This window comes from Streptomyces sp. NPDC005794 (assembly GCF_042871445.1).
Classification (GTDB): Bacteria; Actinomycetota; Actinomycetes; order Streptomycetales; family Streptomycetaceae; genus Streptomyces.
This window is the reverse complement of sequence record NZ_JBIAIN010000005.1, coordinates 362,907-384,057: the sequence shown is the minus strand read 5'-3', so window position 1 is coordinate 384,057 and position 21,151 is coordinate 362,907. Positions and strand designations below refer to the sequence as shown.

General features: G+C 70.9%; 18 protein-coding genes and 4 pseudogenes. 10 read left to right on the top strand and 12 right to left on the bottom strand.

What is annotated here, in order from left to right:
• Positions 1–25: 25 nt before the first annotated feature.
• Positions 26–436: a VOC family protein gene (locus tag ACFYQ5_RS11020; RefSeq protein WP_389196258.1), complete on the bottom strand. Its 411-nt coding sequence runs from the start codon at positions 434–436 to the stop codon at positions 26–28.
• A 120-nt stretch (positions 437–556) separates the two neighbouring features.
• Here ACFYQ5_RS11020 and ACFYQ5_RS11015 point away from each other — a divergent pair, with 120 nt between their 5' ends.
• Positions 557–2,062 carry an MFS transporter gene (locus ACFYQ5_RS11015; RefSeq protein ID WP_389196256.1) on the top strand — a complete coding sequence of 502 codons (1,506 nt, stop codon included), beginning with the start codon at positions 557–559 and terminating at the stop codon, positions 2,060–2,062.
• The gene (locus ACFYQ5_RS11010; RefSeq protein WP_389196254.1) at positions 2,059–3,090 is read left to right on the top strand and encodes a glutathione S-transferase family protein; all 1,032 of its coding nucleotides are present in this window, start codon (positions 2,059–2,061) and stop codon (positions 3,088–3,090) included. Before ACFYQ5_RS11015 ends, ACFYQ5_RS11010 begins: the two co-directional genes overlap by 4 nt.
• A 30-nt stretch (positions 3,091–3,120) precedes the next feature.
• On the opposite strand, the gene ACFYQ5_RS11005 is transcribed toward ACFYQ5_RS11010, so the two are convergent.
• Positions 3,121–3,987 carry a DMT family transporter gene (locus ACFYQ5_RS11005; RefSeq protein WP_389196252.1) on the bottom strand — a complete coding sequence of 289 codons (867 nt, stop codon included), beginning with the start codon at positions 3,985–3,987 and terminating at the stop codon, positions 3,121–3,123.
• Positions 3,988–4,090: 103 nt separating this feature from the next.
• On the opposite strand from ACFYQ5_RS11005, the gene ACFYQ5_RS11000 reads away from it, so the two are divergent.
• The gene (locus tag ACFYQ5_RS11000; RefSeq protein WP_389196250.1) at positions 4,091–5,209 is read left to right on the top strand and encodes a winged helix DNA-binding domain-containing protein; all 1,119 of its coding nucleotides are present in this window, start codon (positions 4,091–4,093) and stop codon (positions 5,207–5,209) included.
• A gap of 19 nt (positions 5,210–5,228) precedes the next feature.
• Here ACFYQ5_RS11000 and ACFYQ5_RS10995 read toward each other — a convergent pair whose 3' ends face one another.
• Positions 5,229–6,074, bottom strand: a complete 846-nt coding sequence (locus ACFYQ5_RS10995) for a response regulator transcription factor (protein ID WP_389196248.1) — start codon at positions 6,072–6,074, stop codon at positions 5,229–5,231.
• A 103-nt stretch (positions 6,075–6,177) separates the two neighbouring features.
• Between ACFYQ5_RS10995 and ACFYQ5_RS10990 the strand changes: the two genes are divergently transcribed.
• Both ACFYQ5_RS10990 and ACFYQ5_RS10985 read left to right on the top strand, forming a co-directional pair.
• Positions 6,178–7,854, top strand: a complete 1,677-nt coding sequence (locus ACFYQ5_RS10990; RefSeq protein ID WP_389196246.1) for an AMP-binding protein — start codon at positions 6,178–6,180, stop codon at positions 7,852–7,854.
• Entirely contained in the window at positions 7,851–9,458 is a 1,608-nt protein-coding gene (locus tag ACFYQ5_RS10985; protein ID WP_389196244.1) for an AMP-binding protein, read from the top strand. The genes ACFYQ5_RS10990 and ACFYQ5_RS10985 overlap by 4 nt, the downstream gene beginning before the upstream one ends.
• Before the next feature lie 21 nt (positions 9,459–9,479).
• Here ACFYQ5_RS10985 and ACFYQ5_RS10980 read toward each other — a convergent pair whose 3' ends face one another.
• Both ACFYQ5_RS10980 and ACFYQ5_RS10975 read right to left on the bottom strand, forming a co-directional pair.
• On the bottom strand, positions 9,480–9,701 hold the full coding sequence (locus ACFYQ5_RS10980) for a hypothetical protein (protein WP_389196242.1): 222 nt from the start codon (positions 9,699–9,701) through the stop codon (positions 9,480–9,482).
• Positions 9,702–9,772: 71 nt separating this feature from the next.
• Complete coding sequence (locus ACFYQ5_RS10975; protein WP_389196240.1) at positions 9,773–10,519, bottom strand: hypothetical protein; 747 nt, start codon at positions 10,517–10,519, stop codon at positions 9,773–9,775.
• Positions 10,520–10,776: 257 nt separating this feature from the next.
• Between ACFYQ5_RS10975 and gcl the strand changes: the two genes are divergently transcribed.
• Both gcl and ACFYQ5_RS10965 read left to right on the top strand, forming a co-directional pair.
• A complete protein-coding gene (gcl, locus tag ACFYQ5_RS10970) occupies positions 10,777–12,561 on the top strand; it encodes a glyoxylate carboligase (protein ID WP_389196238.1) in 1,785 nt (594 codons plus the stop codon).
• 308 nt (positions 12,562–12,869) lie between these two features.
• Positions 12,870–13,319 (top strand): DUF6083 domain-containing protein, encoded by a 450-nt coding sequence (locus tag ACFYQ5_RS10965; protein WP_389196236.1) that lies wholly within the window; start codon positions 12,870–12,872, stop codon positions 13,317–13,319.
• 209 nt (positions 13,320–13,528) lie between these two features.
• Here the strand turns inward: ACFYQ5_RS10965 and ACFYQ5_RS10960 are convergent, their stop codons facing one another.
• The 7 genes and pseudogenes from ACFYQ5_RS10960 to ACFYQ5_RS10930 all read right to left on the bottom strand — a co-directional run.
• Positions 13,529–14,986, bottom strand: coding sequence for a catalase (locus ACFYQ5_RS10960; RefSeq protein ID WP_389196234.1), 1,458 nt, complete (start codon positions 14,984–14,986; stop codon positions 13,529–13,531).
• Between the two features lie 182 nt (positions 14,987–15,168).
• Positions 15,169–16,062, bottom strand: coding sequence for a 2-hydroxy-3-oxopropionate reductase (locus ACFYQ5_RS10955; RefSeq protein ID WP_389196232.1), 894 nt, complete (start codon positions 16,060–16,062; stop codon positions 15,169–15,171).
• A 42-nt stretch (positions 16,063–16,104) separates the two neighbouring features.
• Complete coding sequence (locus ACFYQ5_RS10950; RefSeq protein WP_389196230.1) at positions 16,105–16,944, bottom strand: TIM barrel protein; 840 nt, start codon at positions 16,942–16,944, stop codon at positions 16,105–16,107.
• 157 nt (positions 16,945–17,101) lie between these two features.
• A pseudogene (locus tag ACFYQ5_RS10945) lies at positions 17,102–17,911 on the bottom strand (glycoside hydrolase family 16 protein); the annotation flags it as partial.
• Positions 17,912–18,105: 194 nt separating this feature from the next.
• Positions 18,106–18,407, bottom strand: a pseudogene (locus ACFYQ5_RS10940) (family 20 glycosylhydrolase); the annotation flags it as partial.
• Positions 18,407–18,723: pseudogene (locus ACFYQ5_RS10935) on the bottom strand (hypothetical protein); the annotation flags it as partial. The pseudogenes ACFYQ5_RS10940 and ACFYQ5_RS10935, both read right to left, overlap by 1 nt.
• Positions 18,724–18,871: 148 nt before the next feature.
• Positions 18,872–19,222 (bottom strand): annotated as a pseudogene (locus tag ACFYQ5_RS10930) (extracellular solute-binding protein); the annotation flags it as partial.
• A gap of 248 nt (positions 19,223–19,470) precedes the next feature.
• Between ACFYQ5_RS10930 and ACFYQ5_RS10925 the strand changes: the two are divergent.
• From ACFYQ5_RS10925 to ACFYQ5_RS10915, 3 genes are all read left to right on the top strand, one after another.
• Positions 19,471–20,319 carry a GntR family transcriptional regulator gene (locus ACFYQ5_RS10925; protein ID WP_389196228.1) on the top strand — a complete coding sequence of 283 codons (849 nt, stop codon included), beginning with the start codon at positions 19,471–19,473 and terminating at the stop codon, positions 20,317–20,319.
• 80 nt (positions 20,320–20,399) lie between these two features.
• On the top strand, positions 20,400–20,651 hold the full coding sequence (locus tag ACFYQ5_RS10920) for a hypothetical protein (RefSeq protein WP_389196226.1): 252 nt from the start codon (positions 20,400–20,402) through the stop codon (positions 20,649–20,651).
• Entirely contained in the window at positions 20,648–21,025 is a 378-nt protein-coding gene (locus ACFYQ5_RS10915; protein WP_389196224.1) for a helix-turn-helix domain-containing protein, read from the top strand. Before ACFYQ5_RS10920 ends, ACFYQ5_RS10915 begins: the two co-directional genes overlap by 4 nt.
• The last annotated feature ends 126 nt before the right edge of the window (positions 21,026–21,151 follow it).

Here is a 21,151-nt window from a genome sequence, read left to right as displayed (position 1 = left end):
GGACGCCGGCCCGGAGGACCCGGTCCTACGAGGCCGGTCCGGCGGACGGCACCCGGGCGGGGTGCACGGCCAGGGAGAAGGAGTGCCCGGCCGGGTCCGCGTAGACGCGGACGTCGCGAGGGCCGCTGTTGTCCTTGGCCTCCACCGGCCGGGCGCCGAGCCCGACCGCCTCGCGCTCGGCCTCGTCCATGGCGCCCCGGTCCACCAGGATGCGCAGATGGGCCTGTTGGGAGTCCTCGGGGCGGGGCCAGCTGGGTGGCGCGTAGCCGTGATCGCGGCGGATCGCCAGACACACACCGCTCCGGCCGACGATCTCGACGAAGTCGGGATCGTCCCCCACGCGCGTCTCCGCGTTCAGCAGAGCCGCGTAGAACTCGGCGAGCTCCATGTGCTCGGCACAGTCAAGGACCAGGACACTCGTTTTCGCGACAGTCATGCTCCACGGGTACCCGCGAAGCAGCCGGACAGGCCGGATGACGGCCGACAGAGGACCGTCGGCCGGCCGCACGGCGCGCCCGGGGCGTCGATCGGGGAACCACGTCCTAGGGTGCGGGTCATGGCAGCGAGCGAGGGGAACCGGGACACGGCCTCTTCCGGGACCGGCCCCGACGACCCCCGCCGCTGGCGTGCCCTCGCCGTCTGTCTGGTGGCGGGCTTCATGACACTGCTGGACGTCTCCATCGTCAATGTGGCGCTGCCGTCCATCAAGGAAGGCCTCGACACCCCGGAGTCCGGCCTCCAGTGGGTGCTGTCCGGCTACGCGCTCGCCTTCGGTCTCGTCCTCATCCCCGGCGGACGCCTCGGCGACGCACGGGGGCGGCGTGCGGTGTTCATGGCAGGGCTGGCCCTCTTCACCCTGGCCTCCGCCGCCTGCGGGGCCGCCCAGTCCAGCCTCTGGCTCGTCATCGCCCGGCTCCTCCAGGGCGCCGCGGGCGGGCTGCTCTCGCCCCAGATCTCCGCACTGATCCAGCAGATGTTCTCCGGACGTGAGCGAGGCCGCGCCTTCGGCATGTTCGGCACCGTGGTCGGCATCTCCACCGCCGTCGGCCCGCTCCTGGGCGGCCTCCTGATCCAGGTGGCCGGAGCAGAGGAGGGCTGGCGCTGGGTGTTCTACGTCAACCTGCCGATCGGGATCGTCTGCCTCCTGCTGGCCCGGCGGCTGCTCCCCGACACGCCGTCGGCGACCCGGGTACGCCCGCGCGACCTGGACCCCGTCGGTGTCCTGCTCCTCGGGGCGGGGGTACTCGCCCTGCTGCTGCCCTTCGTCCAGGCCCAGCAGTGGCCGGGCAGCGAGAAGTGGCTGCTCGTGGTGGTGGCCGCGGTCCTGCTCACGGCGTTCGTCGCCTGGGAGTCCCGCTGCGCACGACGGAACGTCCAGCCGGTGCTGAACCTGTCGCTCTTCCGGCTCCGGTCCTTCTGGCTGGGCTGTCTGATGATCCTGCTGTACTTCGCCGGCTTCACCTCGATCTTCTTCATCAGCACGCTCTACCTGCAGTCCGGGCTGCACTACAGCGCCCTGGAAGCCGGCCTCGCGATCACCCCGTTCGCCCTGGGCGCCGGCGCGTCGGCGAGCATCGGCGGCAGGCTGGTCGGCCGCTTCGGGCGTCCCCTGATCGTCGTGGGACTCACCATGGTGGCCGTCGGACTCGGGCTCACGGCCCTGGCCGCCCACCTGGTGCCGGGCAGGGGCGCCGGTCCGGCGATGGCCGCCCCGCTGCTGCTGGCCGGCCTGGGCAGCGGGCTCGTCATCGCCCCCAACCAGACCCTCACCCTCTCCGAGGTGCCCGTCGACAACGCGGGCAGCGCCGGCGGCACCCTGCAGACCAGCCAGCGCGTCGGCTCGTCCATCGGGATCGCCGCGGTGGGCTCGCTCTTCTTCGCCCAGCTGGGCGACGGCGACTGGGCGGCGGCCTACGACCACGGGCTCCTCGTCTCGGTCGCGTTCGTCCTCGTGGCACTGATCGTGGCTCTGGCCGATGTCTCGGCGGGCAGGCGGGGAAGGATGCGCTCCGAGACGTCCGACTCGACCGATGCCATCGACGCCCCGAGGAGAACACGATGAGCGACACCGAGGACCAGGAGCAGCGTGGGAACACCTCGTACGGACACAAGCCCTTCAAGCGTTCCCGCAGCCATTTCGCCGACCGCGTCACCGCCGACGGCCGGGACGGCTGGCCCGTCGAGGCCGGGCGCTACCGCCTGGTCGTCAGCCGGGCCTGCCCCTGGGCGAGCCGGGCCCTGGTCTCGCGCCGGCTGCTCGGGCTGGAGAGTGCCCTCTCCCTGGCCGTGACCGACCCCATCCAGGACGACCGAAGCTGGCGCTTCACCCTCGACGCGGGCGGCAAGGACCCGGTGCTCGGCATCGGCTACCTGAGCGAGGCCTACGACGCACGGGAGCGCGGCTACCCGGGCGGGGTCAGCGTGCCCGCGATCGTCGACGTACCGACCCGCGCCCTGGTCACCAACGACTACCAGCAGATGACGCTGGACCTGGCCACCGAATGGACCGGCCTGCACCGCCCCGGAGCCCCCGACCTCTACCCGGAGCGGCTGCGCGACGAGATCGACACGGTGATGGACGGCATCTACCGGGACGTCAACAACGGCGTCTACCGCGCGGGATTCGCCGCCGGACAGGGCGAGTACGAGGCGGCGTACGTCGATGTGTTCCGCCGCCTGGACCTGGTCTCCGAACGCCTCGCCGGGCAGCGCTACCTGGTCGGGGACACGATCACCGAGGCCGACATCCGGCTGTTCACCACCCTGGTGCGCTTCGACGCCGTCTACCACGGGCACTTCAAGTGCAACCGCTCGAAACTCGCCGAGGACCCCGTCCTGTGGGCGTACGTCCGCGACCTGTACCAGACCCCGGGGTTCGGGGACACCGTCGACTTCGACCACATCAAGCGGCACTACTACCAGGTGCACACCGGCATCAACCCGACCGGCATCGTGCCGCTCGGCCCCGACCTGTCGGGCTGGCTGACCCCGCACCACCGGGAGCAGCTGGGCGGCCGCCCGTTCGGCGACGGCACCCCGCCCGGACCGGTGCCGCCCGGCGAGGAGGTCCCGGCGCGGGGACGCCCCTGAACCGGTGCGCTCCACGCGGCCGCCCGCCCGTCAACGCACGCGTGACGGCGCCGGTTTCGCGGTCGCCAACGGGGAACGGGCGAGGACGACACAGCCCACGGCGATCAGGGCCACCCCGGTCAGCTGCGGCAGCAGCCACCACCCGGTCCGCAGTTCCTCGCCGAACAGGGTCACCCCGTAGGCGATGCTGATCAGCGCGTCCCCGAGCGTCAGCATCGGCTGCACCGCCACCAGCGAGCCGGCCTGGAGCGCGTTCTGGAGGAGGAACAACGCGCCCACGCCGGCCACCGCGGTGGCGTACAGCTGCCACGCCGTCAGCAGGCCGGCCACACCGTCGCTGTCCAGCCGCGCCATGGCGTCCTTCATCAGCGCGGCGGTCAGCGCGTACCCGCACGCCGCGGCCAGCCCCAGGAGCGCGGCCCGGGCGTTGCCGGCGGTGCCGAGCGCCGCGGCGATCAGCGCGGCCTCGAAGACCCCGGTCACCACGAGAGCCGGGATCCAGGCCGCCCCCTGCACGTGCTCACTGCCGCCGACCGGTGCGGCGGCAGCCATCCCGAGGGCCAGACCCAGCGTCACGGCGGCCACCCCGGACCAGACCTGGCGCGGCACTCCGGCCCGCATGACGAACCCGGCGAGGACCAGGGCCGCGGGCAGCTCGATCACGAAGATCGGCTGGACCACGGCGATGGGACCCGTGGCCAGCGCCACCGCCTGGCAGACCGCGGCGACGATCACGAGACCGATCCCGGCGAGCCACACCTTCTGCCGCAGCAGATGCGCGAACAGCGACAGACGCATCGCCTCGCTGGCGGGGACCTCGATGGCGGCCCGACGCTGCAGCACCGAGGCCGTGCCGTTGCTGAGCGCGGTCAGGACGGCGAACAGGACACTGATCACCGCCCCATCATGAGGGCCGGTGCCGTCCTGGCAACGGTGCCGCGGTGCGTGCGAGTGTCGCTCGTCCGGGCCGGTGTCACAGGGCACGCGTAATCTGCGGACCATGGCCACCGGACACGCTCCCGTACTCTCCACCCGCGCGCTCAACAGGGCGACGATGGCACGCCAGTTACTGCTCCGCCGCACCGCCGTGCCGGTCAAGGAGGCGGTCAGCCGCCTGGTGGGCCTGCAGGCCCAGAACACCAGGCCGCCCTACTTCCAGCTCCACTCCCGGCTGGAAGGCTTCCGCCCGGCCGCGCTCTCGGCGCTGATGGAGTCCCGCCAGGTGGTCAGGATCGTCACCCTGCGCTCCACCATCCACACCCATACCGCCGAGGACGCCCTCACCCTGCGCCCCCTGGTCCAGCCGGCCCGCGACCGGGAGCTGAACATGTTCCGGAGCGGACTGACGGGTGTGGACCTGGATCGCCTCGGCATCCTCGCCAGGGAGCTCGTCGAGGAACGGCCGCGCTCCATGAAGGAACTGCGGGAGAACCTGCTCCGCCACTGGCCGGACGCCGACCCCCGGGCTCTCGCCGTCGCCGCCCGCTGTCGGCTGCCGCTGGTCCAGGTCACCCCGCGCGGGCTGTGGGGACGCAGCGGGCAGGTCTCCCTGACGACAGCCGAACACTGGCTGGACAGCCCGCCGCGGCCCGCGGCCTCACCCGACGCGACGGTGCTGCGCTACCTCGGCGCCTTCGGACCGGCCTCCGTGAAGGACATGCAGATGTGGGCCGGGCTCACCCGGATGAGCGAGGTGTTCGAACGCCTGCGGCCCCAGCTGGTCACCTTCCGCGACGAGAACGGCGTCGAGCTCTTCGACCTGCCCGAGGCCCCGCGCCCCGACCCCGAGACCCCGGCCCCGCCGCGCTTCCTCCCCGAGTTCGACAACGTCCTGCTCGGCCACGCCGACCGGACCCGGGTGATCCCGCCCGCGTACAAGGGGCGCAACGGCGTCGGCAACCAGGCCTACGGGACCGTCCTGGCCGACGGATTCCTGGCCGCGCTCTGGCGCCTCGAAGAGACCGCGGACACCGCGGTCGTCACCGTGCAGGCCCTGGGCGGGCTCGGCCCGGCCACACGCGAGGAGATCACCCGGGAGGCCCTGGACATGCAGGCGGTGATGTCGTCGGCGCCCGCCCGCGACGTCCGGTTCGGCACGTTCGTCGACTTCGGGGACTGAGGGCCCTGCGGCGTCGTCCTCACGGCAGCAGTCCCGCGCGGCGTGCCGAGACCACCGCCTCCAGCCGGGTGTGCGCGCCCAGCTTCCGCATCGCGGACCGCAGATAGCTCTTCACGGTCTCCGGCCGCAGACCCAGCCGTTCGGCTGTCGCGGCGTTGGTCGCGCCCGACGCGACGCAGGCGATCACATCCACCTCGCGCGGGGCCAGCCGCACCAGGCCCGTTGCCGGGCCCCGGTCCGCCCCGGCGGCCGACGCGAGCCGTCCGCACACCGCGAGCAGTTCCTCGCGCAGCGAGGCGTCCACGATCTTCGGGGCCAGGGCCCGCAGCTCCCGATGCGCCTCGCGGACGTCCTCCCAGGTGCCGGGGCCGGTCCCCGGATCGGTCGCCTGTTCCCGGGTGGCCGCCAGGAGCTGCTGCACCTCGTCACGGACCGCCAGGGCCTGCTCCACGTCCCGGGCCGCGGAGGCCGCCGCGTCGAACGTACGGTCCCCGAGCGTCAGGGGCTCGCGCAGCGCCCCGTACAGCACACCGCGCACCGCCCGGCGTACGACGACGGGCACCGCGACGACCGAGCGCAGGCCCTCCGCCGCGACGGCCCTGTCGTACTCGTGGCTGATGTGGCGCGAGGAGGGGTAGTCCGTGACCGCGCACGGCCGGGACAGGGCGATGGCCTTGCCGCCGAGCCCGCTCCCCGGCGCGATGACGAGTCCACGCAGTGCTGGAGTCTGCGCACCGCTCAGCTCGGCGATCGTGGCGCGGCGGGTGTCGGACAGCAGCCCTCCGAAGACCACCGGCAGCCCGCTCGTCCGGCGCAGCCTCAGCAGGGCCGCCCGCAGCTCGGTCGCCTCGCCCGGTTCCGGCACGCCGATGTCTCTCCGCCCTGTCGCCCACCCCTGTTCGGGGGTGGTGAGATCTGGGTCACTGTTTACATGATGTTAAAGGACGGGTTCGTAACGAGGAGGGCACATGCCGGCAACGAGTGCGACGGAGACGTTCCGGGCGGCCCGGGACTTCCTGATCGAGCACCGTGAGGACTACACCACGGCGTACGAGGGCTTCCGCTGGCCCCGGCCCGACAGCTTCAACTGGGCGCTCGACTGGTTCGACGTCATCGCCGAGAACAACGAGCGCACCGCCCTGCACATCGTGGAGGAGGACGGCGGGCGCACCGAGGTGTCCTTCGCCCGGATGGCGGCCCGCTCCGACCAGGCCGCGAACTGGCTGCGGGAACAGGGCGTGGCCGCGGGCGACCGGATCCTCGTCATGCTCGGCAACCAGGTCGAGCTGTGGGAGACGGCACTGGCCGCGATGAAGCTGCGCGCCGTCGTCATTCCCGCCACCCCCCTGCTGGGGCCGGCCGATCTCCGTGACCGGGTCGGGCGCGGCAGGGTCCGCCACGTCCTCGTGCGATCGGCCGACACCGCGAAGTTCGACGAGGTGCCCGGCGACTACACCCGGATCGCCGTCGGCGCCGACGTCGAGGGCTGGCACTCCTACGGCGGAGCCGACGAGGCGCCCGAGACGTTCACCCCGGACCGGGAGACGGACGCCGGTGAACCTCTGATGCTCTACTTCACCTCGGGCACCACCGCGAGTCCGAAGCTGGTCGAGCACACCCATGTCTCGTATCCCGTAGGCCACTTGTCGACGATGTACTGGATCGGTCTCCAGCCCGGCGACGTCCATCTGAACATCTCCTCACCCGGCTGGGCGAAGCACGCCTGGTCGAACCTCTTCGCGCCGTGGAGTGCCGAGGCCACCGTCTTCATCTTCAACTACACCCGCTTCGACGCCGCCCGGCTGATGGCGGAGATGGACCGCTCGGCGATCACCAGCTTCTGCGCCCCGCCCACGGTCTGGCGGATGCTCATCCAGGCGGACCTCGCTCAGCTGCGGACGCCGCCGCGCGAGGTCGTGGCGGCCGGCGAGCCGCTCAACCCCGAGGTCATCGAGACCGTCAGGCGCGCCTGGGGGGTCACCATTCGCGACGGCTTCGGGCAGACGGAGACCGCCGTGCAGGTGGCCAACACGCCGGGGCAGCGGCTCAAGACGGGCTCCATGGGGCGGCCCAGTCCCGGATTCAAGGTGGAGCTGCTGGACCCGGTCACCGGTGAACCGGGCGTGGCGGAGGGCGAGATCTCCCTCGACCTGTCCGTGGCCCCCGTCGGCCTGATGACGGGTTACCACGGAGACCCGGAGCGCACGGCGGAGGCCATGGCCGGAGGCTACTACCGCACGGGTGACATCGGCGCACGGGACGAAGACGGCTACATCACCTACGTGGGCCGGGCCGACGACGTGTTCAAGGCCTCCGACTACAAGATCTCGCCGTTCGAGCTGGAGAGCGCCCTGCTGGAGCACGAGGCGGTCGCCGAGGCCGCGGTCGTGCCCGCCCCCGACCCGGTACGGCTGTCCGTCCCGAAGGCGTACGTCGTGCTCGCCGAAGGCTGGGAGCCCGGACCCGGCACGGCCAAGGCGCTGTTCGAGCACTCCCGGGCGGTCCTCGCCCCGTACAAGCGCATCCGCCGGCTGGAGTTCGCCGAGCTGCCCAAGACCGTCTCCGGGAAGATCCGCAGGATCGAGTTGCGCGAGCGTACGGCGCAGGGCACCGGCACCGAGTTCGACGAGGGGGATCTGCGATGAGCGGCCTTTCCTACGCGAGCGGCACCAGCACCACGGAGCTGCTCGGTGACACCATCGGGCGCAATCTGGAGCGGGCGGTCGAGTCGTTCGGGGAGCGGGAGGCACTGGTCGACGTGGTGTCCGGACGCCGCTGGACCTACGCCGAGTTCGGCGCCGCCGTCGAGGAGCTGGCCCGCGGGCTGATGGCGTCAGGGGTGGCCAAGGGCGACCGGGTCGGCATCTGGGCGGTCAACTGCCCGGAGTGGGTCCTCGTCCAGTACGCCACGGCCCGGATCGGCGCCGTCATGGTCAACATCAACCCGTCCTACCGCGCGCACGAGCTGGAGTACGTGCTGAAGCAGGCCGGGATCTCCGTCCTGGCCGCCTCGCTCGCCCACCGCACCAGCGACTACCGCGCACTCGTCGGGCAGGTCCGCGCCAACTGCCCCGCGCTGCGGTCCGTCCACTACATCGGCGACCCGTCCTGGGACGAGCTGACCGCCGGTGCGGGGTCCGTGACGGCGGAGCAGCTGGCGGCGCGCGAAGCGGAGCTGTCGTGCGACGACCCGATCAACATCCAGTACACCTCCGGAACCACCGGATTCCCCAAAGGGGCCACGCTCTCCCACCACAGCATCCTCAACAACGGCTATTTCGTCGGGGAGATGGTCGCCTACACCGAACAGGACCGGGTCTGTCTGCCCGTGCCTTTTTACCACTGCTTCGGCATGGTCATGGGGAACCTCGGCATCACCTCGCACGGCGCCTGCATCGTGATCCCCGCACCGGCCTTCGAACCCGCCGCCGTGCTGGCCGCCGTCCAGCAGGAGCGCTGCACCTCGCTCTACGGGGTGCCCACGATGTTCATCGCGGAACTCGGCCTTCCCGGCTTCGCCTCGTACGACCTCTCGTCACTGCGCACCGGGATCATGGCCGGATCGCCCTGTCCGGTCGAGGTGATGAAACGGGTGGTCGCGGAGATGCACATGGACGAGGTGTCCATCTGCTACGGGATGACGGAGACCTCTCCGGTCTCCACCCAGACCCGGCGGGAGGACGATCTGGAGCGCCGCACGGGCACGGTCGGACGCGTGATGCCGCACGTCGAGGTGAAGGTCACCGACCCGGTGACGGGCGTGACCCGGCCGAGGGGTGAGGCGGGTGAGCTGTGTGTTCGTGGATACAGCGTGATGCTCGGTTACTGGGGGCAGCCCGAGCAGACCGCCGAAGTCATCGACGCGGGACGCTGGATGCACACGGGGGACCTCGCGGTGATGCGGGAGGACGGGTATGTCCAGATCGTCGGCCGGATCAAGGACGTGATCATCCGGGGCGGCGAGAACGTCTATCCGCGTGAGGTCGAGGAGTTCCTCCACGGTCACCCGAAGATCGCGGATGTCCAGGTGGTGGGGGTACCGGACGACCGGTACGGCGAGGAGATCCTGGCCTGCGTCATTCCCCGTGACCCGGCCGACCCGCCGACGCTCGACGAGGTCACGGCGTACTGCCGTGAGCGGCTGGCGCACTACAAGATCCCGCGCGGGCTGCGCATCCTGGAGGCGTTCCCGATGACCGTCAGCGGTAAGGTCCGGAAGGTCGAACTGCGGGAGGGGTACGGCGCGTAGCCCGCGCCGGGGACCGCGGGGTCAGGCGGCCTCTATGATGCCGGAGCCTATGCTCTGGGTCGCCGCGGCCCACTCGATGAGCAGTACCTCGTACTCCGCGGCCTCCACCGGCGTCCAGTCCTGGCCGGCCCGCGAGTCGACAAGTGCGCGAATCGCCTCGTTGGCCTCGACGACGGAGGGGTGGGCGGGCTGGGCCAGAAATGCGGGAGTGGAGTGAGCGGGGAGCCGAGGAGTTAAGACCATGCCTTCACTCTACGTCCTCATACTGACAACAGCTCGAACATATGCGGCCGGCAGTGCACAGGTGACCGAAATCATTCGACGGGGGCGGGCGGTCCGGGGCCGACGCTGATCAACTCGTCCGCAGAGCCGTTCACCGGCTGCGGTGTTCCGGTGAGGTCCAGGACGAACAGGGGGATGGCGAGGCCGTCCGCGCGTGAACGGGCCTCGTCCGTGTAGCCGGCCAGGGAGAACAGTACGCTGGACACCGAGGTGTTCAGGGCGTTCAGCCACAGGCATTCGACATCGCGCAGGGCGGTCGGCCGCGTCGTCGCGTCGACCTGGGCGATGATACCGGAGGCCCTGAGGTCGATCCGGGAGCTGGGCCGCACCTCGGGCTGAACGACCTCGTCGAAGCCCAGCCACTTCAGGTACAGCGCCGCGGTGTTCACCGCGTCGCGCGCCGTGCGTATCACCAGGGGCCGGAACGCCGGCCGTGGGTGCGCGGCCGTGCGGGGCAGCGGCATGTGGGACGGGCCGGGCGGACCGGCCGCTGCGGGCGGTGGTGTGGTGCCGTGCGTGGCCACCGGGCGGACGGGTATCCGCAGCACCGCGCCGCAGGGACAGCAGAGTTCGGGGTGCGGCCACTGATCGCGGCGCCCGCAGGAATGGCACCGCACCCTCACCCAGTCGTCGTTCCAGGTGCGGTGCGTGATGAGCGCGGCCGGTGCGCCGCGCATCAGCGGCGGGGCGGTCGGGGAGCCGCACGGGCAGGGGTATACCGGCGTGATGTACGCGTGATCACGGCAGCAGGCCGGGCAGCGCACCGGTACGGACTCCACGTGCTGCCCCTTCCTTCCGCCCCTGTGGCGGCGACTGCGTTCCGTACCTCCATCGTCCACCAGGAGCGACGCTCGGGGGCGGAAATCGCACACTTCGGCCCGGCCCTGTCCGTCGCTTCCCCCGCCCTCCCTTGACGGCGGTCCAGGGTCGCCCTACATTGATTCCGCATAGCAGAATTGAACTTCCGTAATGTGGAATTAGTGCTCTCAGGTGGCGCGACAGAGCCCGACTCCACCAGGTCCGAGCAGGAGCACTCATGCCTCGTATGACCGCTGCCCGAGCGGCAGTTGAGATCCTCAAGCGCGAAGGCGTCAGCAACGCGTTCGGTGTGCCGGGTGCGGCGATCAACCCGTTCTACGCGGCCCTCAATGCCTCCGGCGGGGTGCGGCACACCCTCGCCCGCCACGTCGAGGGCGCCTCGCACATGGCGGAGGGGTACACCCGCGCCGCCGCAGGGAACATCGGCGTCTGCATCGGTACGTCGGGTCCCGCAGGCACCGACATGATCACCGGCCTCTACTCGGCCATGGCCGACTCGATCCCGATCCTCTGCGTCACCGGCCAGGCGCCGACCACAGTCCTCCACAAGGAGGACTTCCAGGCCGTCGACATCGCGTCGATCGCCGCGCCGGTGACCAAGGCGGCGACCACCGTCATGGAGGCCGCGCAGGTCCCGGGCGTCGTCCAGCAGGCCTTCCACCTGATGCGCACCGGCCGGCCCGGGCCGGTCCTCATCGACCTGCCCATCGATGTGCAGCTCACCGAGATCGAGTTCGACCCCGAGCTGTACGAGCCGCTGCCCGTCCACAAGCCCGCCGCGAGCCGCAAGCAGATCGAGCGGGCCGTGGAGATGCTCAACGCCTCCGAGCGGCCGCTGCTCGTCGCGGGCGGCGGCATCATCAACGCCGACGCGTCCGAACTCCTCGTGGAGTTCGTCGAACTGACAGGTGTCCCGGTCGTCCCCACGCTGATGGGCTGGGGCATCCTGCCCGACGACCACGAGCTGAACGCGGGCATGGTCGGCCTGCAGACCTCGCACCGGTACGGCAACGCGAACTTCCTGGAGTCCGACTTCGTCCTCGGCATCGGCAACCGCTGGGCCAACCGCCACACCGGCAGGCTGGACGTCTACACCGAGGGCCGCACCTTCGTCCACGTCGACATCGAGCCCACCCAGCTGGGCAGGATCTTCGCCCCCGACCTCGGCATCGCCTCCGACGCGAAGGCGGCACTCCAGCTCTTCGTCCAGGTGGCGCGGGAACTCAGGGCGGCGGGCACGCTGAAGGACCGCTCGGCCTGGGCCGCGTCCACTCAGGAACGCCGGTCCACGCTGCAGCGCCGCACGCACTTCGACGACGTGCCACTGAAGCCGCAGCGCGTCTACGAGGAGATGAACCGGGCGTTCGGCCCCGAGACCCGGTACGTCACCACCATCGGCCTCTCCCAGATCGCGGGCGCGCAGATGCTGCACGTCTACCGGCCGCGCCACTGGATCAACTGCGGCCAGGCGGGGCCGCTGGGCTGGACGATCCCCGCCGCGCTGGGTGTCGCCACGGCCGACCCGGACGGCTCCGTGGTCGCCCTCTCCGGCGACTACGACTTCCAGTTCATGCTGGAGGAGCTCGCCGTCGGCGCGCAGCACCGCATCCCGTACGTCCATGTGCTGGTGAACAACTCCTACCTGGGGCTCATCCGGCAGGCGCAGCGCACCTTCGACATCGACTTCCAGGTCAACCTGGAGTTCGAGAACCTCAACTCCCCGGAGCTGGGCGTCTACGGCGTGGACCACGTCAAGGTCGTCGAGGGCCTGGGCTGCAAGGCGATCCGGGTCACCGAGCCGGACCAGCTGCTGCCGGCCTTCGAGGAGGCCAAGAAGCTCGCGGCCGAGCACCGGGTCCCGGTCGTCGTCGAGGCGATCCTGGAGCGGGTCACGAACATCTCGATGAGCGGGACCGACATCGCGTCGGTCGACGAGTTCGAGGACGTGGCGACCGAGCCGGGTCACGCGCCGACGTCGATCCGCGCACTGACGGTGTCCTGAACCCGTCCGCGCGCGATGGGGAAGGACCTCGGCGGCCCGGCGGCGCCGGGGTCCTCGCGGTGCGCCGGCGGCGGCGCGTGGTGGGGGGAGGTGGGCACTCGGCTCGTAGGCACGTGACCACCGCCATCGCCGAGTCGGCGCAAGCCATGAGTACGCGTGACCATCAGGGCCCGGCCACGGCGTGAGGGGTGCCGGTGCTCCGGTGCACCTCATGTGGCTCCCCGGCCCACGGTGAAGGGGTCACGCACCGCCCGGCACGGCCGGATCGCGCCCTACCCCCACCCGCGGCCGGCCCGGATCATCGACCCATGGGGGACATCGACAACGTTTCGTCCCGTCCGGACCGGCCCGCCGACGACTCCGACCACGTCACCGCCGCCTTTCACGCACTTCTGGAAGGCGCCACGGCGCCACGGCCGCCCGCGCCGCCCGACTGCCCGTTCTGCGACCTCCCGCAGGACCGGTACGCCACCTCCTACAGCGGGCACTGGATCCTCCTCGAACCGCGCGTCCTCGTCCCTGCCCACACCGTTCCCCCGAGACGACGGTGGGTGATCACGTCGACCGGGACCGCCATGAACCTGTGGGACGCGGAGCCGCTCCCGGGGGCCAGGTGCCGTATCCCGCACCGCATCGCCTGCCCGGCGCTCCGGGTGGAGGACCACTGGCCGTGGATCACGGCGCTGCGGCACCACAACGACGTACGGGCGCACCGTCTGTTCGACCTGCCCGACGAGGGTCTCCCGGACGCGGGATGAGCACTCCCTGCGGCGTACGTATCCGTCACAGTGACCGCGACGGCGGCTGCGGGCTGCGGGCGGACCGGTTCCTTCAGGTCAGGAGCCGGGCCGCCCGGGCCCCTCGCCACCGCACTGGCGTCGTCCGCCGCCGCGGTCCCGTCCTGCCGGTGCCGCGCGCTGCCCCTCATCCGGGTGCGGCGGCACGGGCAGGGCCCCGGGAAGGAGGCTCAGTCCTCGCGCAGGGCGCGGACGGCCTCCTCCACGCGCCGGCCGTAGTCGGCGTCGGCGGCGTGGAAGTGGGCGAGGTTCTTCTCGATCACGTCGTCGCGGGTGACCTGCGAGAGGCCTCCGGCGATGTTGGCGATCAGGCGGTGCTTCTCGTCCGCCGACATCAGACGGTAGAGCTCGCCCGCCTGGAAGAAGTCGTCGTCCTTGGTGTGGGCGGGCGCCTCGTGCGTACCCGTCCAGCCGTGCACGGGCAGCGGAGCGGTCAGTGGCTGACCGGTCTGCGCGGGGCCGGCGTGCGAGTTGGGCTCGTAGTTCTTGTCGTGGCGTGATCCGTAGCGCGTCGCGTGGAGCCCGTCGCGCCCGTAGTTGTCGACGGTCGCCGCCTTCGGCGCGTTGACCGGGAGCTGGGTGTGGTTGATGCCCAGGCGGTAGCGCTGCGCGTCGGCGTACGCGAACAGCCGGCCCTGGAGCATCTTGTCCGGCGAAGGACCGATGCCGGGAACGAAGTTGTTCGGCGAGAACGCCGCCTGCTCGACCTCGGCGAAGACGTTGTCCGGGTTGCGGTCCAGCACCAGGCGGCCCACCCGCTGGAGCGGGTGGTCGGCGTGCGGCCACACCTTCGTCACGTCGAACGGGTTGAAGCGGTAGTCCGCCGCCTCCGCGGCCGGCATGAGCTGCACGTGCAGCGTCCAGGACGGGTTGACTCCGCGCTCGATGGCCTGGAGCAGGTCCGTCTGGTGCGAGTTGGCGTCCTTGCCGACCTGTTCGGCGGCCTGCTCGGCGGAGAGCGAGCGCACACCCTGGTTCGTTTTGAAGTGGTACTTGACGAAGAATGCCTCGCCCTCGGCGTTCGTCCACTGATACGTGTGCGAGCCGAAGCCGTTCATGTGACGGTACGAGGCGGGGATGCCCCGGTCGCCCATCAGCCAGGTGATCTGGTGCGTCGCCTCGGGGGAGTTCGCCCAGAAGTCCCAGACGTTGTCGGGCTCCTGACGGCCCGTGAACGGGTCTCGCTTCTGCGAGTGGATGAAGTCGGGGAACTTCACCGGGTCCTTGATGAAGAACACCGGGGTGTTGTTGCCGACCAGGTCGTAGTTGCCCTCGTCCGTATAGAACTTGAGCGCGAAGCCACGGGGGTCGCGGACGGCGTCCGCCCCGCCCAGCGAGTCGGCGACCGTCGAGAAGCGGATGAACGTCCGGGTGCGGCGGCCCACTTCGGAGAGGAAGTCCGCGCGGGTGAAGCCGGTGACGTCGTCGGTCACCTCGAAGTAGCCGTACGCGCCGGAGCCGCGGGCGTGGACGACGCGCTCCGGGATGCGCTCACGGTTGAACCGGGCGAGCTTCTCCAGCAGGTGCTGGTCCTGGAGGAGGATCGGCCCACCGGCGCCGGCCGTGGCGGAGTTCTGGTTGTCGGCGACCGGGGCGCCTGACTCGGTCGTGAGCACACGCTGGGACATGGAGACCTTCCGTACGGGGCTGCTGACGGCCTCAGGAGCGTAGATTCGCCGAGAACAGCGCGTCAACAGTTTGTTGAAATTGGAGGGTGAGGTTCCGGGTCGCGGCAGCGCCTGGGCGCGACAGGACAGGGTGTCAGCGCCACCGCGACCCGGAGTTCAGGGGCCCTGGGAAGGGCCGGGGGTCAGACCTGGGAGCCGGAGAGCCGCTCGACCGAGCGCAGCAGTGCCGAGTGGTCCAGGCCGCCGTCGCCCTGCGCGCGCAGGGAGGCGACCAGTTGGGCCACGACCCCGCCGACGGGCAGTGCCGCGCCGACGTTGCGGGCGGCGTCGGTGACGATGCCCATGTCCTTGTGGTGCAGGTCGATCCGGAAGCCCGGGGCGAAGTCCCGCTCGATGAAGTTGTCCTTCTTGCGGGTCAGGACCGTCGAGCCGGCGAGCCCGCCGTTCAGCACGTCGAGTGCGGCGGCGAGGTCGACCCCGGACTTCTCCAGGAAGACGACGGCCTCGGCGCAGGCCTGGATGTTCACGGCGACGATCAGCTGGTTGGCGGCCTTGACCGTCTGGCCGGAGCCGTGCGGACCGCAGAGCACGATCGTCTTGCCGAGCGCTTCGAGCAGCGGCTTCGCGGCGTCGAAGTCGGTCTGTTCGCCCCCGGCCATGATGGACAGGACGGCCTCGATCGCACCGGCCTCGCCGCCGGAGACGGGGGCGTCCAGCACGCGGATGCCCTTGTCCCTCGCGTGCTTCGCCAGGTCCACGGAGGTCTGCGGGGTGATCGAGGACATGTCGATCAGCAGGGCGCCCTGCCTGGCGTTCTCCAGGATGCCGTCGGGGCCGTACGCGATGGCCTCGACCTGCGGGGACGCGGGAACCATGGTGATGACGACGTCGGCGTCGCGCACCGCGTCCGCGATCGAGGCGGCACCCCTGCCGCCCGCCGCGACGAGCCGGTCGATCTTGTCCTGCTCCAGGGTGTGACCGGTCACCTGGTAACCGGCCCGGACCAGGTTCTCGGACATGGGGGAGCCCATGATGCCGAGCCCGATCCAGGCGACCTTGGGGAGGTTGCTGCTCATGAGGGTGCCTTCCGGTGAGCGTGTGTGCGGGAGGGGCGGGCCTCAGCGGGCCGGCCGGTGCTCGGCGGGGAGCCATGCGAAGGACTCGGCGCTCGGCCGGCCGCCCGGCTTGTACTCCAGGCCGACCCGGCCGTCGTAACCGGCCTCGGTCAGCTCGTCGAGGAGCCGCTCCAGCGGGAGTGAGCCGGTGCCGGGTGCGCCGCGCCCCGGGTTGTCGGCGATCTGGACGTGGCCGGTCTTCGCGGCGTACGCCTTGATCACCTGGCTGAGGTCCTCGCCGTTCATCGACAGGTGGTAGAGGTCCAGCAGGAACGTGGCGTTGCCCAGCCCCGTGGCCGCGTTGACACGGTCGACGACCTCGATGCCCGCCGGTGCGCTGACCAGGGGGTAGAGCGGCGACTCCGTGGAGTTGAGGGTCTCGATCAGGAGGGTCGCCCCGATCCGGTGGGCCGCGCGGGCGGCCAGGACCAGGTTCTCCAGGGCGAGTTCGTCCTGGACGGCCGGGTCCACGCCCTCGACACGGTTGCCGTACAGCGCGTTGAGCGCCGTGCAGCCGACCGAGGCCGCGAAGTCTGCCGCCACGCCGATGTTGGCGCGGAAACGGTCCGACTCCTCGCCGGGCAGCGAGAGGGCCCCCCGGTCGGGGCCGGGCAGCTCGCCCGCGTAGAAGTTCAGCCCCACCAGTCGCGTACCCGCGTCGTCGAGCGCCTTCTTCAGGGCGTCGAGCTCGGCCTGCGCGGGGGTGGGGGTTCGGGTCCAGGGCCACCAGAGCTCGACCGCCGTGAAGCCGGCGGCGGCGGCTGCCGCCGGACGCTCCAGGAGCGGGAGTTCCGTGAAGAGGATCGAGAGGTTCACATCGAAGCGCTGGTCCGAGTAGCCCATCATACGCTCCTTCCGTATTGCGGAAGTTAGTTTCTGCTTAACGGAAGATTGCCTGGCGCGTGGTGACGCTGTCAAGGGTGAGCCCGAATTTCGGGCACACGGAAACGGGGCGGAGGCCCGTCGGACCTCCACCCCGCTCCCGCTCACGTCCGACTGGTCAGACGGCCGGCACCGTGTCCTCGAACGTGGTGCCCGCGCTCCGGTATCCGCTCACCAGCGCCGACACCTGCGCGGGGGAGAGGACCTGGTCCTTCACGTGCAGCACGTAGTCCACCTGCTGGTCGTACGAGCGTGGCGTGGTGCTGGTCTGGCCGGCCAGATCGATCAGCCACTGGTTGAAGTTGATCGACATCGGCCGCTCCGGGAGGTACGCCGCCCCGTGCGTGCCGAAGAGCTGCCCGTCGACGTAGTACGTGATGGCGCTGTCGTCGATGGTCACCACCAGGTCGTGCCAGCCCGCATAGCTCTGCCGTGTCTCGCTGTGCTGGGTGACGGCCTCCCACGGATCGGGCCGGAAGGTCTCCCACGAGGTCGTGTAGAGGATGTTGGCGGGCTCGCCCCAGCCGCCGTTGGGCAGGTACTCGAAGTCGTACTCCGCATAGTCGTCCGCCATCGGCGCCTTCAGGTCGTTGATGGTGAAGAAGGCCTGGACGAGGCGGTCGCCGTCCGGGCCCGACCTCGGGGCGTCACTGAACTTCACCCGGGCCGCGTAGGTGCCGTTGCGGAACTTCATGGACCGCGTGAGGATCTCCGTCTGCACCGTCGAGGCGCCGGTACCCGCGGTCGACGTCTCCAGATTCATCACCGAATTGCCGCTCTGGTCCGCGAAGGTGACGTTCTCCGGAGCCCAGACGGCGCCCGGGACACCGGGCCCGCCGGAGTTGGCCCGGACGCTCCAGCCGTTCGCCGCGATCTTCGGGTCGGTGTGACCGGTGTAGTTGAAGTCGTCGAACAGAGCGGGCCCGTCGGCCGTCGCTCCCGACGCGCTCGCGCGGGTCTGGGCGGCGGGCGCGCCGCCCGCCGCGGCGCCGGCGGTCGTGGGCAGGGCGGCGAGGGCCGTGCAGCCCAGGGCCAGGGTGACGGCGGCGGCTGCCGCCGTGCGGATACGGTTCCTGCGGAATGTCCTCATGGCTGTTCCTTTCCGGAGCGGTGGGGGATGAGTTACCGAGGGGTTGGCGCTGTACCTGTGGTCGCGGTCGTGAGGGACCGCGGGGTCAGAGGCCGGTAGGGGACGCCGAGGGCGTCCAGCCGGGCGGTGTGGTCGCGCAGCCGCTCGACGAAACCGGCCCAGTCGCCACGAGCCGGGGGTGGGTGAGGTATTCGATCCGGTCCGGTGTGGTCACGTACTCGGTCCACACCTGCGCCTGCGTGCCCAGGACACGGGAGGCCTCCGCCGGCTCCCAGTCCTCCGGCACCGGCTCGTCCGCGTGGACCGCGTGCAGGGGGACGAGGACGCCCGGCTCACGGGCGCGGGCAGCGCGAAAGGCGTCGAGGCGGCCATGGTGGCGTCCCAGTCGGTGCCGAAGGTGTTCTGGAAGGAGGAGAGCCCGCGGTGATGAATCCGAAGAGCGAGGTGGCCATCGGTCCGGGGGCGAGCAGCGGCAGGGCCACCCGCGTGAACGCCCGGGTACGGGTGCAGTCGTCGATTTCGAAGCCGTCCGCCCGCACGGCCCGGCGGAAGTGGTCCAGCGTCCAGGTGCGGGGAAGGGGCCGGGGCTCCTCGGACCGGATGTCCCGGGACGGCTTGAAGGCGGTGGAGATCATCCAGTACACCGGGAAGGACCAGCACCCCGGACATCAGGACGACGGTGATCATCGACGCGGCGGAACCCAGGTCGTAGCGCTGGCTGGAGAGCGCCGTCTGGACCGCGTACACGGGCAGGATCGTGGTGGCGTCCCCGGGGCCGCCCCGGGTCATCACCCAGACCTTCCTGTCGCTGAGGTCCAGCAGCCCGCCGCTCTCCGCGAACTGAGCCACCTGCGTGTTGCCCGCCTCGATCACGTCGGGGGCGTCGTTGCTCGCCAGGGCGGCGGTGATCTTCTGGCCGATCCCGCCCCACTCCTGGATCTGGATCCGGACGTCGATGTCCGGGTGCGCGGCCTCGAAGCCCTCGGTGAACTCCTCCTGGAAGGCGGCCGAGACGCTGTCGCGCATCAGCCAGACATCGACCGTCCGCACGCCCCCGCCCTCGTCGGCGCCGTTTCCACCGGAGCTGCAGGCGCTGAGAGCGGCGGACGTCACGAGCGCGGCCGCACCGGCAGGCAAGCGGTACTTCACGGTTCACCTCGATGGGAGCAGAGACCTGACCACCTGACCAGTGAAGTCCACTGGACAGCTCATCTCCTGATGGTGGACGAAGGTGGCATAGACCAATGGGACCGTCAACCCCTTCTGTATGAAGGGGTGTTGGTTATCCGGCGGCGGACTGTCCATGTTCTGCCCGGCGTGAATGGTCATACTTTCCCTGACCAGTTACCCTCGGTCGGTCAACTGGTAAAGGGAGTGGGACGCCAGAGGGGGCACGCATGAAAGCGGACGTACGGGGGACGGTGCTCAAGCGGGAACGGGCACGCGACGCGGTCCTCGAACTGATCGAGAGCCGCAGCCCCGGGGACGCCATCCCGTCCGAGCGCGCGCTCTGCGCCCTGCTCGCGGTGTCCCGGCCCACCGTGCGCGCCGCCGTCGACGAACTGGTGGCCGCCGGGCTGCTCGTCCGCCAGCACGGGCGCGGGATGTTCGTCGCACCGGAGAAGATCACCCAGGAGCTCGTCTCCGCCGACCTCGCGTTGAGCGTGCCGCAGGCGGCCGGGGCATGGTCGAGCAGGCTGCTGGAGTTCACCACGCTCCAGGCCGGCGCCCGGGTCGGCCGCAAGCTGCGGATGTCGCCCGCCGAGGAGGTCGTGTACGTCGCACGGCTGCGCCTGGTCGACGGCGCCCCGATGGCGATCGAGCACCTGCACATCCGGGCGGCGCTGGTCCCCGGCCTGTCGGCGCAGGAACTGGAGGACGGCGATCTCTACGAACACCTGCGCCACACCCATGGGGTGCATGTCCGCGAGGCGGTCCAGGCCATCGAGCCCACCGTCGTCACCCGGGCGGAGGCCCAGCTCCTGGAGGTGCCCGAGCTCTCCCCGGCCCTGCTCTTCGAGCGCCTGACGTCGGACACCGGCGGGGTGCCCGTGGAGTACGTCCACTCGCTCTACCGGGGCGACCGCTACCGGATCGTCTCCCGGCTCGCGCTCGGACCGGCCGCCGCCGCCGGGGAGGCCGGTGCCGGACCCGTCCGGGAGGGGCACCATCCGGGGATCCCGCCCGGCGACTTCGCGCACGGCGACCCGATCACCTCGTCCACCCGGGGGGACATCCAGGCCTGACCGTGCGGCGAGGTGGCTTGCCATAGGGTCGGGACGAGCCGTGCGAGCCGACGGACGCGGCGGGACATGAGGGAGGCACCGTGCGCTTGAGGGTGGAATTCACCACCGAGCCCTTCGATCTCGAGGAGGCACCCGCCCACGCGGTGGTGGCCCGCGAGGTCATCCAGGCGGCCGATCTGGACGGCGTGGACGTGGGCCCCTTCGGGAACACGGCCGAAGGCGGCGCCGACCAGGTCCTCACGGCGGTGGACTCCCTGCTGCGCGAGGCCCTGGCCTCGGGCGCCACCCGGGTCTCCCTCCAGCTCAACGTGATCGGGGAGGACACCCCGTGACCGAACCCGCCGACCACCCCCTGCTCACCGCGGTGAAACCGCTCGTCGACGCCATGGGAGCCGAACTGCTGAGCCCGGAGCAGGCGGCGGACGACGACGTCGTACTCGCCTGGGAGGGGGCGGACGTCATAGCGGTGCGCCTCCCGCAGCTCTCCGAGTCGCTCGACCACATCCTGGCCGCGATGGAGCGACGGCACGGGATGCCGCTGGCGGACCTGGACCGTAAGACCAAGCAGGGCGTGGTGCGCACGCTGGAGGCACGCGGTGCCTTCGCGGTGCGGCACGGGGTGGAGACCGTGGCCGGCGCTCTCGGGGTCAGCCGGTTCACCGTCTACAACTACCTGAACCGGGACAACGCGGCCAAGGGTGAGTAGCGGAGCCCATTGCGGTCTCATGCCGTCCCCCGGACATCCGGGTGGCGGCATTCTCCGTTCGTGGAATTTCAACAAACTGTTGACGTGGTGTTGTGGAGGGCGTTAGCTATCCGCAGCCCGACAACG